Source organism: Ferruginibacter sp. (genome assembly GCF_049840995.1).
GTDB lineage: Bacteria > Bacteroidota > Bacteroidia > Chitinophagales > Chitinophagaceae > Ferruginibacter.
The window spans coordinates 308,399-327,443 of record NZ_JASGIP010000008.1; the positions used below are offsets into that span (position 1 = coordinate 308,399).

At 41.1% G+C, this 19,045-nt stretch carries 22 protein-coding genes; 21 read left to right on the plus strand and 1 reads right to left on the minus strand.

The genetic code is table 11. The features are described 5' to 3' along the window. Window positions 1-14: 14 nt before the first annotated feature. The 18 genes from QM738_RS22265 (at window position 15) to QM738_RS22350 (ending at window position 14,488) form a co-directional block, all read left to right on the plus strand. Window positions 15-515 carry a hypothetical protein gene (locus QM738_RS22265; RefSeq protein WP_462278968.1) on the plus strand — a complete coding sequence of 167 codons (501 nt, stop codon included), beginning with the start codon at window positions 15-17 and terminating at the stop codon, window positions 513-515. Window positions 516-579: 64 nt separating this feature from the next. Continuing rightward, window positions 580-1,704 carry an acyltransferase family protein gene (locus QM738_RS22270; protein WP_462278969.1) on the plus strand — a complete coding sequence of 375 codons (1,125 nt, stop codon included), beginning with the start codon at window positions 580-582 and terminating at the stop codon, window positions 1,702-1,704. 284 nt (window positions 1,705-1,988) lie between these two features. Beyond that, window positions 1,989-2,474: a hypothetical protein gene (locus QM738_RS22275; RefSeq protein WP_462278970.1), complete on the plus strand. Its 486-nt coding sequence runs from the start codon at window positions 1,989-1,991 to the stop codon at window positions 2,472-2,474. 89 nt (window positions 2,475-2,563) lie between these two features. Continuing rightward, window positions 2,564-3,037 carry a hypothetical protein gene (locus QM738_RS22280; protein WP_462278971.1) on the plus strand — a complete coding sequence of 158 codons (474 nt, stop codon included), beginning with the start codon at window positions 2,564-2,566 and terminating at the stop codon, window positions 3,035-3,037. A gap of 185 nt (window positions 3,038-3,222) precedes the next feature. Beyond that, window positions 3,223-4,341, plus strand: a complete 1,119-nt coding sequence (locus QM738_RS22285) for an NIF family HAD-type phosphatase (RefSeq protein WP_462278972.1) — start codon at window positions 3,223-3,225, stop codon at window positions 4,339-4,341. A 95-nt stretch (window positions 4,342-4,436) separates the two neighbouring features. After that, complete coding sequence (locus QM738_RS22290; protein ID WP_462278973.1) at window positions 4,437-4,988, plus strand: hypothetical protein; 552 nt, start codon at window positions 4,437-4,439, stop codon at window positions 4,986-4,988. A gap of 75 nt (window positions 4,989-5,063) precedes the next feature. Continuing rightward, window positions 5,064-5,555, plus strand: a complete 492-nt coding sequence (locus tag QM738_RS22295; RefSeq protein WP_462278974.1) for a hypothetical protein — start codon at window positions 5,064-5,066, stop codon at window positions 5,553-5,555. 93 nt (window positions 5,556-5,648) lie between these two features. Then, window positions 5,649-6,179 carry a hypothetical protein gene (locus tag QM738_RS22300; RefSeq protein WP_462278975.1) on the plus strand — a complete coding sequence of 177 codons (531 nt, stop codon included), beginning with the start codon at window positions 5,649-5,651 and terminating at the stop codon, window positions 6,177-6,179. Window positions 6,180-6,336: 157 nt separating this feature from the next. Beyond that, window positions 6,337-6,771, plus strand: a complete 435-nt coding sequence (locus tag QM738_RS22305) for an EthD family reductase (RefSeq protein ID WP_462278976.1) — start codon at window positions 6,337-6,339, stop codon at window positions 6,769-6,771. A gap of 12 nt (window positions 6,772-6,783) precedes the next feature. Then, window positions 6,784-7,293: a hypothetical protein gene (locus QM738_RS22310; protein WP_462278977.1), complete on the plus strand. Its 510-nt coding sequence runs from the start codon at window positions 6,784-6,786 to the stop codon at window positions 7,291-7,293. 69 nt (window positions 7,294-7,362) lie between these two features. Further along, on the plus strand, window positions 7,363-8,190 hold the full coding sequence (locus QM738_RS22315) for an alpha/beta hydrolase (RefSeq protein WP_462278978.1): 828 nt from the start codon (window positions 7,363-7,365) through the stop codon (window positions 8,188-8,190). 538 nt (window positions 8,191-8,728) lie between these two features. Beyond that, window positions 8,729-9,283, plus strand: coding sequence for a hypothetical protein (locus QM738_RS22320; RefSeq protein ID WP_462278979.1), 555 nt, complete (start codon window positions 8,729-8,731; stop codon window positions 9,281-9,283). Window positions 9,284-9,339: 56 nt separating this feature from the next. Then, entirely contained in the window at window positions 9,340-9,993 is a 654-nt protein-coding gene (locus QM738_RS22325; RefSeq protein WP_462278980.1) for a hypothetical protein, read from the plus strand. A gap of 30 nt (window positions 9,994-10,023) precedes the next feature. After that, window positions 10,024-10,611 (plus strand): hypothetical protein, encoded by a 588-nt coding sequence (locus tag QM738_RS22330; RefSeq protein WP_462278981.1) that lies wholly within the window; start codon window positions 10,024-10,026, stop codon window positions 10,609-10,611. A 17-nt stretch (window positions 10,612-10,628) separates the two neighbouring features. After that, window positions 10,629-11,531, plus strand: a complete 903-nt coding sequence (locus tag QM738_RS22335; RefSeq protein WP_462278982.1) for a helix-turn-helix domain-containing protein — start codon at window positions 10,629-10,631, stop codon at window positions 11,529-11,531. Window positions 11,532-11,611: 80 nt separating this feature from the next. Beyond that, window positions 11,612-12,715: an FAD-dependent monooxygenase gene (locus QM738_RS22340; protein ID WP_462278983.1), complete on the plus strand. Its 1,104-nt coding sequence runs from the start codon at window positions 11,612-11,614 to the stop codon at window positions 12,713-12,715. Window positions 12,716-13,050: 335 nt separating this feature from the next. Beyond that, entirely contained in the window at window positions 13,051-13,488 is a 438-nt protein-coding gene (locus QM738_RS22345; protein WP_462278984.1) for a hypothetical protein, read from the plus strand. A 31-nt stretch (window positions 13,489-13,519) separates the two neighbouring features. Further along, entirely contained in the window at window positions 13,520-14,488 is a 969-nt protein-coding gene (locus QM738_RS22350; RefSeq protein WP_462278985.1) for a M28 family peptidase, read from the plus strand. Window positions 14,489-14,649: 161 nt separating this feature from the next. Here QM738_RS22350 and QM738_RS22355 read toward each other — a convergent pair whose 3' ends face one another. Further along, window positions 14,650-15,369 (minus strand): GLPGLI family protein, encoded by a 720-nt coding sequence (locus QM738_RS22355; protein ID WP_462278986.1) that lies wholly within the window; start codon window positions 15,367-15,369, stop codon window positions 14,650-14,652. A gap of 132 nt (window positions 15,370-15,501) precedes the next feature. On the opposite strand from QM738_RS22355, the gene QM738_RS22360 reads away from it, so the two are divergent. The 3 genes from QM738_RS22360 to namA all read left to right on the plus strand — a co-directional run bounded on the left by QM738_RS22360 (window position 15,502) and on the right by namA (window position 18,844). Next, complete coding sequence (locus QM738_RS22360) at window positions 15,502-17,019, plus strand: sensor histidine kinase (protein ID WP_462278987.1); 1,518 nt, start codon at window positions 15,502-15,504, stop codon at window positions 17,017-17,019. Continuing rightward, entirely contained in the window at window positions 17,006-17,698 is a 693-nt protein-coding gene (locus tag QM738_RS22365) for a response regulator transcription factor (RefSeq protein WP_462278988.1), read from the plus strand. Before QM738_RS22360 ends, QM738_RS22365 begins: the two co-directional genes overlap by 14 nt. An 81-nt stretch (window positions 17,699-17,779) precedes the next feature. Further along, complete coding sequence (gene namA / locus QM738_RS22370; protein ID WP_462278989.1) at window positions 17,780-18,844, plus strand: NADPH dehydrogenase NamA; 1,065 nt, start codon at window positions 17,780-17,782, stop codon at window positions 18,842-18,844. The last annotated feature ends 201 nt before the right edge of the window (window positions 18,845-19,045 follow it).

Consider the following 19,045-nt stretch of genomic DNA (forward strand, 5'->3'; position numbering starts at 1 on the left):
GTTAAAATAAACCCATGAAATTCCTTCTTTACATATTGTTTACACTGCTCATACCCAAATGCTACTGTCAGCAGCTTATTGACATTAGTTCTATTGAGAACAGGTCGAAACACATTGACCTTGCCGGTAAATTATTAATGCCGTATGAAAATGAGAGTGACAGCGGATTTTCAATGCCGGACAATGAACTAAAATACTATGTAGTTAAAAGAAAAAAACTGAGCAAACTTGAAATAGCACCCCAGCTTCATAAGATACTGGTAGATTCTTTTGGCGCACTTAAATTCGTCACTACCTATTATTTTGAATCCAACCGGTTAATTAAAGTAATTGACGCTTACTATTACAGCAATAAAGAATTGAATAGATCGAATACATTTTATTATACTAAAGAAGATTGGTATACTAAGACTGGCGCTTGCCTCCCTGAATTTCCAAATAAAAACTATCATTTAATGTTAGCCAGGAATTATTTGAATACATTTGAAAAAGAAAAAAAACACTTCAGACAGTAGCCTCTTCGCCGCCGCCTGGGTGCAGGACGAAACATTAATAACCACAGTACAGGAAAATCAACCAATGACAACAACAAGCGCAGCTTTCACAGATTCAAAAAAACATTTTTTAATACTGGATGCATTGCGGGGCGTGGCAGCTATAACCGTGGTGTTGTTTCATATACTGGAAATATTTTCCGGCGGCGACCATGTAAAGCAGATCATTAATCATGGTTATTTAGCAGTCGATTTCTTTTTCATGTTGTCCGGTTATGTAATGGCGCATGCCTATGACGACCGTTGGGGTAAGATGACGGTGAAAGCATTTTTCAAAAGAAGGCTTATCCGCCTGCACCCGATGATCATTGCAGGGATGGTGATCGGCGCTATATGCTTCTATTTCCAGGAGTCCTCCACCTTTCCCAATATAGCCAACACTTCTGTGGGGCAAATGCTGCTCGTATTCATAGTAGGATGCACATTGATACCTGTACCGTTATCAATGGATATAAGGGGCTGGACAGAAATGCACCCGCTGAACGGACCGGCCTGGTCATTATTTTTTGAATACATCGCCAATATACTGCATGCCCTCATATTAAGGCGTCTTTCTAAAATAGTGCTATCGTTGCTGGTGGTGGCAGCTGCTGCAGCACTCGTGCATTTAGCAGTTACCAGTAAAACAGGCGATATCATTGGCGGCTGGTCGGTTGAACCCGAGCAACTGCGTATCGGATTTACGCGGTTGTTGTTTCCTTATATGGCCGGCATGTTGTTACGAAGGGCGATAAAAGTAACGGAAGGAAAAACTAATTTTTTATTCGCTGCCCTGCTGCTGATCGCGGTACTAAGTGTACCAAGGATTGGCGGGTATACGCACCTGTGGGCAAACGGCCTGTACGATTCTTTATCCATCATCTGCATATTCCCTATCATTATTTACCTGGGCGCAATTGGAAAGATCACTCACCAGTTAACCGAAAAGGTTTGTACATTTTTAGGAGATATCTCCTACCCCGTTTATATCATTCATTATCCAATTGTATATATCCTATATGCATGGGTAGATAATAATAAAGTGCCGATGGAAAAGGGGCTTTGGGTAGGGATCAGCCTGTTGCCGTTGATATTGATGCTGGCGTATGCCTTGCTGAAATTTTATGATGAACCGGTAAGAAGGTGGCTGGCAAAAAAGTTGTTGAAATAAATAAAGGCAAAGTAAAAAAACATCTGCCAACTCTTCGCTCCCATCTTCTTCACTGGCGCCAGTCTTTCTCGCCTGGGGCGAGAAAGACTGGTGTCTATTAATATTAGCGGTTTGTCCCAAGGACTCCTTTGGAGTAACCGCGGCAGGGTCTTGTAAAATATAAAAGACTCAACAGACTAAAGGTTTTCGCTATTCGTCGTTTAAGTACTAATAGAGTCAAAGTATCACTAATCACACACGCAACAAGCAAGTGAAGAACACTCTTATCAATAATTCAGAAACCAATGAAACTATACCTTATCATACTGGCATCGATTACGCTCCTTAGTTCTTGTTTTTATTCTGACGAGTCCCGCGAACAGGGAAAAATATTTCATGCAGGCCCTTCCACGGGAGGGATTGGCGCAATGTATTTTGCGCTCTTTAACGATCACACTTACCAGCTTTGTAATAGTGGTGGAATTGGGCAAGATTGTTATACAGGCAATTTTGAATTGCATAGGGATACACTTACATTAACTAACCTGGATAAGAAGATACCCTTACATTCAGGTAGATTCATTATAAAAAGATATGCCGAACAAGACAGCAGCTATTGGAATTGGAAATACGCAAAAAATATAGGGATCAGTACATGGCAAGACTTCAGATCGGAAGACTTAATCATGGAAGGTATAGGAGATGTATATCAATTAAACGACAGTAATCAACTCATGAAAGATGATATTTATTTTATTATAAGGCTCGACAGTTTAAAAAACTTTCTTTAACATTGGTTAGCCGTCATAGACAAGCCATTGCCACAGTTTTTACCAGGATACGATATCACACAATTTTATACGTCCTTATTGTAACATCTATGTTTCAAAAATATATCGTAATACTTTGCGCACTTATCTGCTCTCTTTCCCACGCCAGCTCACAGGCACAGGTACGAAAACCCACAGCCGTAGTGGACACCTCCAATTTTTCTATTACTATAGACAGCACTATAGTTTATTTATATAAAAATGTTAAAGACAGACCATTTTGGCTGGATGTATTAAGTCGTGATACGATGCTGCTATCCGCTGTAAAGCGTAAATTCGGAGTCCCCGACCCTATGATCAGCATAGTGAGTATCAGGCAGGTCATCAACAACAAACTGGAATATGAGTTCCAACTCTATTACGAACCCAAAAAAAAGAAAAAGCTGGTAGAAATACAAACTGATTCGCTCCCTATCTCGGCTATACCCCAGAGACCTGTACACTACATCGTTAAACTCTCCGGTATTGAAAGAACATTGAGCATCCAGATAGCTGCTGTTGAATTTGGATGGTTTGAATTATAAGTGTAAAACATTAGTTGGACGTAAGTCATCGCCGTCGCCTGGTCTCTGACCAACGACGAAAATAAAAGACCCGTACATCACAGATCAACAACCAGGTCATTATTCAGTTTTTCTGCTTAACTTCAAGCACATTCGATCAGGCGTAAACCGTTCCAACCATACCCATATACATATACCAGGAAGACATGAAATTTTTCAATTTATTTAAGCCAAATGCTGCTGCAAAACCTGATCAATTGAACGATCAACCGGCAGAAAACAATCCTGGTCATCCTCCCATTGAAAAAGAAAAGATCACCTACAGTTCTGATACCACGCTCACGGATGTTTTGAATTATATCAGGAACAATACGGTTCAACTTGGCATACAATTAAACAACCCGGCAACGGATACAGAAATTGAAGCGTTCGAAGCGCAAATAACAAGGCTTCCTGAAGACTTTAAAATGCTATACAGGTTTTCCAATGGCTTTGAAACAGATCAGGACCTGTTCAGGCTAATTCCATTGGCCGAAATTGCTGAAAATGATTTGGACAAAGATTATTTAGTAAATGACAGTTCTTTTCATTTTACAGAGTACATGATCTATTCTGACATGTGGAGTGTGGACACTAATAAAGAAGAGACAAATAAATACAGCATTTACAATAAAACAAACACAGTTGTTTACCTGACAAATTCACTGGCTGAATTCTTATGTGTATTCATAAACAAAGGGATTTATGACGGGCTTTATGGATGGATAGAAACAAAAGAAAGATCAGGCAGGCTTTTAGTGCTGGACCTCGATGAAACATTGATCCACGCTGCAGAAAAAGAATCAGGCGTTCCTGCCGATTTCCAGTTCGACAAATATTTTGTTTATAAGCGTCCGCATCTGGACAAATTTCTAACAGACATTTCAAAACACTACACACTTGGTATCTGGAGTTCGGCAGATGACAAATATGTTACGGAGATCGTAAACAAGATAAAGCCGGACAATATAACATTTGAGATTATTTGGGGGCGAAGCCGGTGTACATTGAAACACAACCGTACTTATGACAACTACTATTTTGAAAAAAAACTTGACAAATTAAAAAGGAAAGGCTTTAAGCTGGAGCAGATCATTATTGTGTATGATACACCCGAAAAATCAACTAGTAATTATGGAAATGCTGTTTATATAAAAGAGTTTACAGGCGATACAGCAGACGAAGAACTTATGCATTTATACGATTACTTACTGATCTTAAAAAATGCAGACAATGTAAGAACAATTGAAAAGCGTGGCTGGAGAGAGAACAAAAGCGGTTCATGATTTTCGGTAATGGATGATACTTATTCATCCTTTCACCACCTAACCAGAGTATGATATTTTATTAGTGCCTGCAAAAAAATCGGTTTTACAGCAATATGAAAATACTTGCACAAATAGCAGCTATCGGAATTTTAATAATTGTTTTCTCCTGCAAACAGGCGGGCAACAATAAATCGACACAGGCTACCACCAACAATGCTGAAACCACAAAAGACAGCTTAACCATCCCGGCAAATAAAAAACTTACCTCAATTGTTTTCGGGCGGTTTTGCGGAATGTGTGTAGGTGAATGTGCCACCATGTATAAACTGGATATTGTAAATAATAAATTACTCGTAGACCATACCGACAGCTATTGGGAATACCGGCGTGGAACTCCCATGAAATTTGATGCTGTTATAAACGATGAAAAGAAACTACTGATCGCAAAACAGTTCCTGGACAGTATTCCGGAACAATTACTCCATACAGATAAAGCAGCGGAAAGATTTGGCTGCCCTGACTGCACGGATGGCTGCGGCATTTTCGTGGAAACGAAATGCGACACGACAACAAAAATGTTTTTAATTGATTATCAAACCAGCCAATTGAGCGGTGAGATCAAATTATTTGCGGAACGATTAAAAAGGATCATTGGAAAATTGTAGAAGTTGTAATAACGATATACAACTTTTTAATCTCCAAAGTTTCGCAATATCAGAATTTCAGCTTAAATACTTATCATGCGAATACTTTTAATTGTCCTCATCATTGTATTGGCAAATGCCCAACTGGCGTTTAAACCTCTCAACCAACCTGCAATGTCAACTCAAAACGACACAACAGAAGCAATCAGGTTGAGTATTCAAAGATCATTTTTCAAGCATACAATGCCAGAGGCTGAATATTTGTTGCGGAATAACAAATCGGGAGATTCCATATTATTTACTTCAGAAAAAAAGTTACTGAAATATCTTCCCGGAGAAGTTGATTCTTTAAAATTCAGAATTATTGAAAGTAAAGACATTTGTGCGCTGTTAGCCGCAGATACAACATGGAAAAAACGACATTATTTACGGCTGCAGCTTTTTGAGAGAAAGAATAATACATATGAAGTTGTACTTTCAAACATGAATTGCGACAGGTTTACCAGTGGCGGAGGCATAGGTGTTACACTTATTAAAAAGGCAGATTCTTTGAAAATAACACACGTTGGCGCTTTTAATATTAATTAATAAAACTTTTTTTACTGACAAAAAACTTCCATATATACTTCAGGATAATATTTTATCCAACCATTTTCTTCAGATAATCTTAACAGCTATTTTATGAAAGTGTGCAATTGTAATATTTACGGCGACATTTTAGAATATACCCAATTAAAGGATCGGTTTAAGGATACAAAGAAAATCCTTTCTGACCTTAAACTTTTGGCACAACACCCCGAAAAAGAGCATCAGTTATACCAATGCGTTAATTGTGGACAATACTGGCAAAAAAGCATGAGCTGGATGGACGGCAATAAGCAATATGTTTTTAAGGTCCGTGAAATTGAGGTCACAGAATGGAAAGAGCAACCATTTGTGCAACCAGATGATCTGTTTGCAAGAACCGGGATAGTTAATCAGTATTTAAAGCGTGCAACATTTGAAGAACAGGAGACATTGTGCAGGCACCCTTCTTGTCCACATCATGCAATCCAGTTAAGTATATTTTGCATTGTTCATCACATGGAGAGTATTAAAATTGCAACGACAATACCCGATAACGTAACCTGGTTCCCTCCGTTTGAAAAAAAACATCTTGAATTAAGCTACGAAAGATTAAGTGAGCTGCCTAATTATAAGAAATACAGCTGAATAAAATGATTAACATTGCAATGATAGCTATGCTGAGCTGGCGCAGTATGATCAACGGCGAACACACTTCGCGATAATACAAAATACGGCATAACTGCATAACTTTTACCACTTATAAACAATCAATCATACACCAAAAAAATCAAACCTTATTCACATGATAACAAAAATAAAATACGGCTTTTGCTGCTTCGCTTTTATAATTTTACTAGGTTGCAAAACCAGTCACCTGAACAATGCCACCACACCCTCTACCGGCATGTACAAAGTGGCAATACTTTATCCCAATGGAGATGACAAGACATTTGACATGGACTATTACGAAAAAAAACACATGCCCATGGTAGCAGGATTTTTGGGAAAGAATTTAAAATTTTACGAGATCGATAAAGGCATAGCGGGCAGAACGCCAACCGATAAAGTGCCCTACCTGGCAATAGGTTATTTTTATGTTACCGATATGGCGGAATACAATAAAGCCATTGCACAGAACAGGGAAGCCGTGATCGGCGATTTTAAAAATTACACCAATATACAACCCGTAGTGCAGGTATGCGAGATCAAAAAACTGGTACCGGGCACAAGCAAATAGCACCAAGATACAATGAGATACCCCCGGTTATACATACCAATAATATGCATCGCAGTATATGCAGCAGGCTGCAACGGCGAAAAGTCCCCACCGGGGCCCGGCTATAGTTATACAATACAGGACTCGAAAAATAATGGGGTCTTTCTATTTGGATCAGGCTGCAATAAAACGGTATTTGACCTGGACGATCTATATCGCTGCACCATAAAAGAAGCATGGGTGGAAAAAAGCTGGACCCAACAAGTGATGATGTTTGGCAAACCCAATGTATTATACCAACAGGATACTGCATGGCAGTTAATGATATTGCTGCAGATTGACACTTTGCACGAACAGCGGCGAAGACCAATGTATTATTTCTTAGGACGGCAATCGCTGGACGAGCTGGTGCACTACCGTTATCATGGGTCGCAGACCGACACCATTAAAATACCTTTATATCGCCAGCTGGACCAGGAGTATTTACAGGATAACAAAAAAGCCTTTGATACACTCAGTTTTATCAAAAGAAAAAGTGATTGACCCATACGCTTTACGCAGTAGCTTACACACCTTACATGGCATCCTAAAAACAATCATAAAAACAACAACATGCAAGCACAAACTTCCACTTTCGTAAACAAAGCAGGATTCAAAATTTTTACCAGGACATGGTTGCCCGGGGGCAATATCCGTGGATTGATCGTGATCACACACGGCCTTAATTCGCACAGCGGTTATTATCAATGGACAGCAGATCAATTTGCAGCGCAGGGTTATGCAGTGTATTCCTTCGATCAGCAGGGCCGCGGCCAATCGGAAGGAGAACGATTTTATACCGACAATATTTATGACACAGTTGCCGATACGGACTATGTGGTGGAGCTGGCAAAAAAAGAACATCCCGGCTTACCCCTGTTTATATTAGGGCATAGTGCGGGTGGCGTACTGGCATGCCTGTACACATTGGAACACGCCGAAAAATTAAGCGGCCTCATCTGCGAAAGCTTTGCATTTAAAGTGCCGGCGCCCGATTTTGCATTGGCGGTATTAAAAGGCTTAAGCCACCTGGCGCCGCACCTGCACACCATTAAATTAAAGAATGAAGATTTTTCCCGCAACCCCGAAGTGGTGGCCGCCATGAACAGTGACCCGCTGATCGCAAACGAATCGCAACCCAGTAAAACGATGGAACAACTGGTAAAGGCAGATGAAAGATTAGAGAAAGAATTTCCCGCCATCAAGATCCCCGTTTTTATTTTACACGGCACACTCGACAAAGCCACCAAACCATCCGGCAGCCAGTTCTTTTACGATACCACGGGATCAACAGATAAAACGATCAAACTATACGAAGGGCATTACCACGACCTGCTGAACGACCTGGAAAAAGAGACCGTGATGAATGATATTATTGAGTGGGTAAAAAAGCGTAGTTAAAAACACTGGCGCAGGTGTTCTCGCCTTAGGCGAGATCACCTGTGTCTATTAATTCTAGCGGTCTGTGACCGCGGCAGACTCTTGAATAACTAAAAACATCCAGCCGCCAAATAGATCTTATTATTCAACAATAAAAAATATCTACTTAGCATTACTCTGTTTTATTTGCGTCACAAAAAGTTACCCACAGCAGCCAACCAACCGTTATGGACACATCATTGCCACCATTATCAAACAAAAGAAGCAAATAACTGCTACTGCGGAATTTGCCCCCAATAGTACCTACCTGGATTCATCCTGGTTGCGACGATTCGAAAGAGACCTCAACCATTTGCTCCAGCATCCAAAAAAGATAAAAAAAGGGAAACACATCGTTTCAGCTCGTTTCTTCATGGACAAAGATGGCAATTTATCAGATATTAGTTGTGAATACGATCCGGGCTACGAACTGTGCGGAGAAGTGTTGCGTGTACTTAAAAAATCTAAAAACTGGGCTCCTGTGCAAGCAGTACGGGCAGTGCAGAAACCCGTGGAATAAATGATAGCCTTCATTAAAAAATATAAATGGAAGATCGTGTACTGGATAATACTGTTATTCGTAGTGCTGTATTTTGCGCCGGACCAAAACAAATACTACCTTGACGATGATATTAAAAATTTTAAAACACGGCACCTGCAACCGGTACTGGTTTACACAGGTATTATTACACCGGTCGGTTTTTTTATCTATAGGCTCATCAACACCAGGTCTGTAAAGCAGGCCGCAATTGGTTTTGCATATCTTGCATTTACGCTTGCCTGCCTGCTTTTTATCTTCCGGGATGTATTGCTGGGCGCTTCCTTATTTTTGAACAGGCAATTTAAAAAAAGCACAGTACAGAAATTATACCAGGCAACCTATTTGGCAGGTGGAGACCATGCAAAGAAAAACTTTGTTCCTTATGACCTTGCAACAAAACAAATTTCAATAGACAATAAGTTAATCAACAAACTTTACTCCAGTGACCTTTCCCAAAACGACACCATTCGTTTAAATTTGGAAAAAGGAATATTTGGAATTGATTTTAGTGCACAGCCATTGAACAACAAGTGATATATTGCAGGAAACTGTGCTTTAATACAAGCAGTCAGTCATTTTTATATTTGATCATGCGTAGATATTCTCTATACCCTTTTTTATGGATAATTCTCTTTGCCTGCACAACGAGGTCAAGGCAAACAAAAAATGTACAGCAGGATACTGCTGCCAAAAATCATTTTTCAAATATCATCCAGGTAGCGCAGTATGGGGACAGTGTAAGACTTGAAATTGAAAAGACTGATACCGGCATCATAAAACATTACATTGATCTAAAAGGATTAGTTGATGACAACTTCGACAACAGTTATAATGTGGTCTGTAAATACAAAACGATCAATAACGACACAAGCATTACCTCAGGATGTTTTTTTAAGGAAGGAGATTACCAACTTAATTTCGATCAAAAGCAACTCGTTGCCTACTGCGACAGTATTATTCAGCACCTTGCACCCGGCGAATACAATAATGAAGTGATAAAGCCACCTTATGAAAAATTAAAAAAATATGCACTACACAAAAGCACATCTTACGCACTGAATTATATTCCGGAGCTTATCATTAACCTGCCAGGTAAAATTGTGAATACAAAAACAAAAGAGCTGCCGCAGGCTATACTAATTGAGTTTTACAAAACTGAATTTTCGGCAGGTAAAAATTTTTACCTTATATCTGACCGGGGAGATACGCTAAACTGGATCCATCACCTGGATTATATAAATTAACAACAAACAATAATTGCTGTAAGAAACAAAATGAAAAAGGTTATCTCAAAAATATTGCCCGCACTAATGGTAATTACCTTTATTGGTTGCAAAGAAGAGAAGAACCCGTGCAGTATCTCCGAAGCCATTTTAAAAAATATTGACAAAGAAGATAGTTTAATAAACCTGCCCGAAGTAAAAAAACGGGACAGTATATGGAATTTAAAAACCTATAACGAACCCTCATTGATCACCGCACAAAACGACAGCTACAGGTTCACATTAGCCAGTGCCTTTGAAGGAGTGCATATATACCGCGTAGAGAAAAACAACGATCACTATAAAGCAACAATAAAATTTATTGCAGACCCGGGCATAGAACCGGTTGTCAAAGAATTTTCAATACCCGGAAAAACATGGAATAATATTGTTGACAGCCTTGCTGCCGATAGCTTCTGGACATACCCCAGTTCAATAGACAGAAGTGGGTTGGATGGCGCTACCTGGGTGCTGGAGGGATATAAGTCAAAACCCGACAGGTGTACAGGAAAAAATTACCACAGGCTCATGCGTTGGTCACCGATCGATTCCACATTTATTGCAATGTGCGACCTTTTGTATCATTTAAAAAAGGAGTGAACAAGAGTTAGTAAGCATTGAAAAAATATCGGTTTCTTTGCAGCAGCATGCGCAAAAACAAAAAGAACATACCGGTAAATTCAATGGCCGACAATTCCGGCCGTGGTATTGCCATTGATGTGAATCATATAAAAAAAGCAGATTTTAAAACAGCAGAGCAATACGAAGAAGCAACACAATCGCACCGCGATGAAGGGCATACCTTTCACCTGGTACAAAAAGGAAAAGTGCTGATCGAGATCGATTTGAAAAAGCATACCGTCAGTGCACCGGCAGTAGTGTATATGCATCCCAGCCAGGTACACCGCATAATAGATTTTCACAACGTAACCGTTTGTTCTTTGGCTATCAATAACGAGCACCTGTATCCCGATCACCAGGATTTTTTAGAAACAATAGCGCCGGTTGCCCCATTGTCATTAAGCAAAGCAACCTATAAAAACATCAGCACACTCTTTACACTCAGCCTGGATTTTTATACACAGAAGAACAATAAATTATACCAGCCGCTTTTAAAAGACAGTTGCAATGCATTGGTGGCGCTTATTGCTTCGGTGTTTTTACAACAGCACAAGGGGCCGGTACAACTTTCACGGTCTGAGCATATAGCAAGATCCTTTGCGCAATTATTAGAAAAGCATTACAGCACTGTAAAACGGCCCGCAGTGTATGCCGACAAGCTGAATATTTCCACGCATTATTTAAATGAAAGCGTAAAACACACAACAGGTATACCCGTAACACAACATATCCGCGACCGGGTAATACTGGAAGCCAAACGCCTGTTACTGCATACCGACAGGTCCGTAAAAGAAATAGCATTTGAACTGGGTTATGAAGACTATCCTTATTTTACAAGGTTGTTCACCAAAGCCACCGGCATCACTGCCCTCACCTATCGCAGCAAAAGGCACGATTAGTCCAATACTTGCCCCGCTTAGCCATTCGCCAGTTTTTAAATACGCCAGAACTTTGCCCTGTAAAATCAAAAGCGTATAAAATGCAACCACATAAAAAAGTATTGGTATCAGGTGCAAGTTTTGCAGGATTAACAACTGCTTACTGGATGAATAAAATGGGATACGAAGTAACGGTAGTGGAAATTAGCCCTTATTTAAAAATGGGCGGCACGCCTGTAGACATTAAAGACAGCACCGTAGACATTGTAAAACGGATGGGGCTATACGAAGTCATTAAAAGCAATCGTGTAGGGCCTAATAAGTGGGAATTTAAAAATGCCGACGATGTGACCGAGCATTGTGTTCTGCTGGAAAGATCACCGGATAATGAATTTGAAATAGAAAGAGACTTCCTGCTTAACCTGCTGTACGACCTGGTAAAAAATGAAGTGCGTTTTATATTCAGCAACAGCATTACAGCTATACAGGAAAAAGCCCACGCATTGGAAATAAGTTTTAAAAACGGAACGCAGGAAAATTTCGACCTGCTGTTTGGTTGCGATGGCGTACACTCCGCCGTAAGAAAAATGTGGTTCGGCGCAGAAACAGCATACGTGCATTTTTTAGGGCAATATTTCTCTATTGCCATTGCCAATAAATTACTGGTGGAAGAAGGCGCTTATCAATTATATGCCGAACCAGACAAAGGTGTGGCGTTGTATGCCTATAACAATAAGACCGATATCATATTTACCTTTCGCCCCGGAAAAGAGATCGCTTATGATTTCCGCAACCAGGAGCAACAAAAAAACATCATTGCAGCACAGTTTGAAGGTATGGGTTGGCGAACAGCAGAGTTGCAGCAGGAGTTGTTACGGTCCGGCTCCTTTTATTTCGATAAATTCTGCCAGGTAAAAATGCCCAGCTGGACGAAAGGCAGGGTGGCATTGGTAGGCGATGCCGGCTATTGCGCCTCGCCTGCAGCAGGCATGGGTGGCTCCCTCGCCATCATTGGTGCAACCGCATTGGCAGATGCATTTGAAAAGCACCACGGCAATACAACACTCGCCTTTGAAGCATACAATAACAACCTGCGGCCGTTTATAGAAGAAGTACAGGCAGCAGCGGTACTAACCTTAGATAAATTATTACCACATACCAAAGAAGAGATAGAATGGCGAAACAAACACGGGTTTGAGTTTTAGTGCCCCGAAAATTCTTTTCGGGCCATCCCTTGCTTATCGCTTTCTGGCGCAGGTGATCTAGCCTTAGGCTAGATCACCTGTGTCTATTAATTCTAACGGTCTGTGACGGCGGCAGGCTCTTGCAGTAAATCCAACAGCTTCCTTTTTAAATAAATTACTCCGCTCTCAAAATAAAAACGCCAACACATCCCAACATCGGCGCAATATTCATTAACACAAATTTTTAATTGGCTCCCATCCGAATCACGCCTCTGTAAAATATTGCATTTATTTTTTTACTTTTATAAATAACGAATCATGCGCAATGCAGCAACATTGCCGGAAAATACAGCAACATGTTCAACCCAAAAGCCTTACTACTGCTCTGTATTATTATGTTCTCGTGCAAACAACCTGTCATTACAGGCCATTGGAAACTACAGAACCGGCCTGACTATAAAATACCTGGTCTACATGCGGTAAATGCGGATGCAGGCGACCTGACCCTGTTAAGCGATTCCACTTATTTAATAAAAGGTATTAGTAACGCCACATCCAATACACCGGGCTGGCATACAGGCGGAGATGAAAAAGGATCCTGGAAAGGATCGGGCAAAGACACGCTGATACTGTTTCCAGACAACCTCAGGCAGTATATACCGGAATCATGGCAATCGAACTACCGCACTTCTTATAAAATTGTACAACTAAGCCAGGATGAATTGGTATTAGCTGCTCTCGACTCTTCGCGGAACATGCGCAGGGACAGCCTGGTAAGATACCAGCGTAAGTAAACCTGTAATTCAATCAACGATACATTATCAAATGAAACGCTTTAAACGCATACTACTCTACACCTTGCTGCTGTTGTTGGTGCTTATCGGCATATTTGCCATACAGAATTATCCTGTATCAGCTGCTGCAAAAAATTTACCGGCATTATCAGATACCAGTGATATCCGGAAAAACCTGGAGCTGATCATTCAAACCGCTAAACCAAGAAATTATAAAAACATTGATGTGCTGGATACCGTAGCCGAAAGAATACGACAGGAATTTTCAAATTACTCCGGCGAGGTGAATATGCAAAACTACCAGGTAAATCAAAGCTGGTATAAGAATGTCATTGCATCCTTCGGTCCGCAGGGTGCAGAAAGGATCATTATAGGAGCGCATTACGATGTATGCGGCGAGCAGGATGGCGCCGATGATAACGCCAGTGGTGTGGCGGGTATTTTACAACTGGCAAAACTGCTGAAAGATAAAAAACTAAAATACAGGATCGACCTGGTGGCTTATACTTTAGAAGAGCCGCCCTTTTTTAATACAGAGCAGATGGGAAGTTATGTACACGCCAAATCATTGCAGGAAGATTCTGTACCGGTAAAAGGTATGATCAGTTTGGAAATGATCGGATATTATTCAGATGAAGCAGGTTCGCAGGATTATCCTTTGGGCATTTTAAAATGGGTGTACGGCAACAAAGGTAATTTTATTACCATAGCACAAAACTCCTTTTGTGGCGACTTTGCAAAACAATTCAAAACATTGTATTTTAAAAACAATTCCATTATCGCCAAATCATTCCGGGCGCCTTCATTTTTAGGCGGCATCGGGCTATCGGACCATAGCAATTACTGGAAATTTGGCTACAGCGCAGTCATGATCACCAACACTGCATTTTTCAGGGATCATAATTATCATAAAAGAACGGATGTACTTAAAAATTTAGACCTGGCAAGAATGGGACAGGTAATTGATGGCGTTTACAGAACGGTAACGCAAATGGAATAATCTCCCTGGCGCCAGTGTTCTCGCCTGGGGCGAGACCACTGGTGTCTATTAATACTAGCGGTTTATAACCGCGGCATAACCTTGCCAAATAAACACAACCTCTCAAAAAAAAACGCCAACACTCTTCAGCATTGGCGCAACATTAAACTAAAAGCAAAATCTTAATTCGTAACGATCCTTACCGGTCCGCCATCTCCCATCAGTTCTTTTCTTGCTTTTGCAAATTCTGCCGGTGTAACTTTCTGTCCTTTGGTAGGCGCTTTAATATCCGCTTTCTTAACATCTTTTTGCAGATCAGTTGCAGTGTACACGATCTCGCCACTGTTTACATCCATGCCCAGTATCAGCCCCGGCAAACCGCTGAACTGTGCGGGGCCGGAAGATAACGCAATATCATCCGCATACCAGGCCACAATATCAAAACCCATTTGCGATTTGCCGGTGGCTTTCTTGCATACATGACCCAAAATGGTTTTTGTTTCGCCATCCACCAGCTTCCATACAATATTGCGGATAGAATCCTGTACTAAAAATTCTTTTTCCATCAGGCTTCTTTTTTCAATGGCCTGCTGCGTGGTAAAATCTTTAAAATAGATATTATCAGCACCTGCAAAACGCATTACCACGCCACCACCTTGTGGCTGTTCGCTCAGGTCCGGTTCTTCTTCCATGGCTTTGAACAACGATTTGTTATCTGCAAACAACAATTCGTATTTATTGGTGCGGAACTGGGGGATCATAGCCTTCATCTGCTCATTTTCGGCAGGTATGCGGCGGTGCATATCAATTTTTTCTTCAAAGATCACTTTACCTTCTTTAACCTGTGCAATGGCAACCTGTGCCAGTATAACAGCAGATAGGAATACTACAAATTTTTTCATGTCGTTTAATTTTAAAACAAAAGTATTGCAGCCCTGCAGCGCAGCAGGTTAACCATCCTTTCATTAAGGTTAATTAAGGTTAATAAGGCTAAAACCCAATGCCATAAAGGATTACATTTGCAGGGTCATTGTATGAAAAAGAAGATAATTGCCGATCCATTACTGATGATAGTCACCATACTCATCATTGTTGGCTTCCAGGTGTACTGGTTAAAAAATAACTACGACCGGGAGGCAAGGCTGCTGGCCAGCAAGGCGGGCATCGTATTCCGCAGCAGTGTATTTGAACTGCAGGCAAAAAAACTCCGCCTCTCCGATTCCAGCAAGAATCATAAGGAACATACTGATATTAAACTGGTGATGAAAGACGGCAGTTCCGGCAGTCCCGTGGTCATTAAAAGATTAAAGGAACAACTATTAGGCATTACCGATGCCATGCGCCGGCAGATGAACGACTCTTTACTAAAAAAAGATACCGGTAAAACAAGGGTGATGATATCGATGAATAACTCCATGATGTTTTACAACAACGATACAGTAAAAACATCAGTGAGCGCTACGGCCAGTGGCGATAAAGAAAGAGTGGTGCAGATATTGTATGGCATTGATTCTTTGCAGGATACCATTCCCCGCAGTGAGATCATTGCTGCTGTACAACGATCATTCAAAGAAGAAAAACTGCCCGTATCATTTTCATTACAGCCGGTGGCAGAAAAAATAAGCATAGTGCCGGATCATGAAGAAGAGATCAGTTTAGATAACCTGGATAAAGTAACCATTGGTTTTGCACACCCCGTTACTTATAAACTGCAATTGGAAAACACATTCGGTTACCTGTTCAAAAAAATATTACCGCCATTATTATTCTCGCTCTTTTTAGTGGCAGTAACCATATTTACATTTTTATTATTGTACCGCAACCTGAACCGGCAGCGCCGTTTAACAGATATCAAGAACGAATTCATTGGCAATATCACGCACGAATTAAAAACACCCATCAGCACCGTAAGCGTGGCTATTGAAGCCATGCAGCGATTCAACGCATTGCAGAACCCCGCCCGTACACAGGAATATTTAAATATTGCCAATAACGAATTACAGCGCCTGGGCCTGCTGGTAGACAAAGTATTGAAACTATCCATGTTTGAAAAACAGGAAGTGGAACTGCAACGGGAAGTATTTGATATAGAACAACTGGTAAAAGAAGTGGTAAGCTCCATGCGCTTACAATTTGAAAAATACCATGCAGCCGTGGAGATACAAACCGAAGGCAGCGACTTTACCATAACTGCCGACCGCATGCACATTACCAGTGTGGTGTACAATCTTTTAGACAATGCGCTCAAATACAGCAGTGACAATCCCCGTGTGGACATCAGTATTGCTGCAAGTGCAGAAAAGATAGTTTTAAAAGTGGCAGATAACGGCGTGGGCATACCGGCCGCTTATAAGGATAAGATATTCGATAAATTCTTCCGCGTACCTTCCGGCGACCGGCATAACGTGAAGGGCTATGGGCTGGGACTGAGTTATGTGGCGCATATCATTGCGCAGCATAACGGCACTATTGAAGTAAAAAGCGATGAGACAAAAGGCGCAAGCGGCACACAATTCACCATTCAACTACCCAAACAACATGAAGACCATTAAAATATTATACGCAGAAGATGAATTGTTTTTAGGCAAGATCGTAAAGGAAAGCCTGGAAACAAGGGGCTTTGAAGTGCTGATGGAAACCGATGGCGATAAAGTGTTGCCGCTGTACAAAAGCAGCCAGCCCGATGTATGTGTGCTGGATGTAATGCTGCCCAACAAAGACGGTTTTACCATTGCAGAAGAGATAAGAAGCATCAATGCACAGGTACCCATTTTATTTCTCACTGCCAAAACACAAACGCAGGACCTGGTAAAAGGCTTTCAACTCGGCGGCAACGATTATATCCGCAAACCCTTCAGCATGGAAGAACTGATAGTAAGAGTGGAACATGCCGTGCGCCAGCGCAATGGCGAAAGTATTACGGAGGAGAAGAAAGAGCAGATCAAGATGGGTAAATACACCTTCAACCTGGGCCGACAGGTATTAAAAGATAATGTGGAAGAAAAGAAATTATCCTTCCGCGAAAGTGAATTACTGAAACTATTATACGAAAACAAAGACAAGATAATTGACCGCCGCGATATACTCAATTTACTATGGGGCAATGATAATTTTTTCAACTCCCGTAACCTGGATGTATACATTACCAAACTTCGGGGCTATTTAAAGAACGATCCTTCGCTGGAGATCATAACTATTAAAGGAATTGGATATCGTTTTGTAACGGGATAAATTTGAGAAGGCAAGTTTTTCCAACTTAGTAAATGAGGCTAAAAATACTGCCCCTAACTTTGCAGTTCAATTTTAGTACACATGAGTTTATTATTCTCTCCCCTCACCTTAAAAAGTATCACACTTAAAAACCGTATTGTTGTATCGCCTATGTGCCAGTATTCCTGCACGGATGGTTTTGCTACTGATTGGCACCTGGTGCATTTAGGCAGCCGTGCAGTAGGCGGTGCTGCACTCATTATACAGGAAGCCACTGCAGTAAATGCAGCAGGCCGCATCACTTACGGCGATCTCGGCATCTGGAAAGATGAGCATATTGAAAAACTAAAGACCATTGTTGATTTTATTCATCAAAATGGTGCAGTAGCAGGTATACAGCTGGCGCATGCCGGAAGAAAAGCCAGTTGCGAACTGCCCTGGAAAGGCGGCGCACAAATACATGCCGGCGAAGCGCATTGGCAAACGGTAGCGCCCTCTCCTATTCCCTTTTACGAACACGATATGGTGCCGCATGCTTTAACAAAAGACGAGATCGGCGATCTTGTAAATGATTTTAAAAATGCTGCTGTCCGTGCATTAAAAGCAGGTTATAAAGTAATAGAGATACATGCTGCGCATGGATACCTCATCAACGAATTCCTCTCTCCCTTGAGCAACCAGCGCACGGATGAATATGGTGGCAGCTTTGAGAACAGGATACGTTTTTTACTGGAGATCATTGCAGCTATTCAAACGGTATGGCCTGCAGATCATCCAATATTTATCCGCATTTCTTCCTCCGACTGGATAGAAGGCGGCTGGACCATTGCTGATTCTGTGCAACTGGCCATGATCGTAAAGAATAAAGGTATTGATCTTATTGATGCATCATCAGGAGGTATCAGTGCCGCTGCGAAAATTCCCGCAGGTCCCGGTTACCAGGTACATTTTGCGGAAGCCATCAAAAAACAAAGCGGCATACGCACCGGTGCAGTGGGTATCATTACCACTGCAGAACAGGCAGAAACAATTTTACAGCAACAGCAGGCTGATCTTATATTTTTAGCAAGAGAAGAATTGCGGGACCCTTACTTTCCCCTGCACGCCGCCAAAGCATTGGGCGACGACATCGAATGGCCGGTGCAATATGTAAGGGCAAAGAGATAAAACACACAGTTTAAATAAACCACATAGGCACATAGAAAACATAGGAAATACAGAAGAGGATAATCAATACAATTCCCTATGTACCCTATGTGTCCTATGTGCCTATGTGGTGAATATTTCTTAATTGTTTTCTTCTAGCATGCTTCTTAGTAGGTTATGTTGTGGTGATGTTTTGCAGGTTTTATTTGTGGCAAGGAGCCG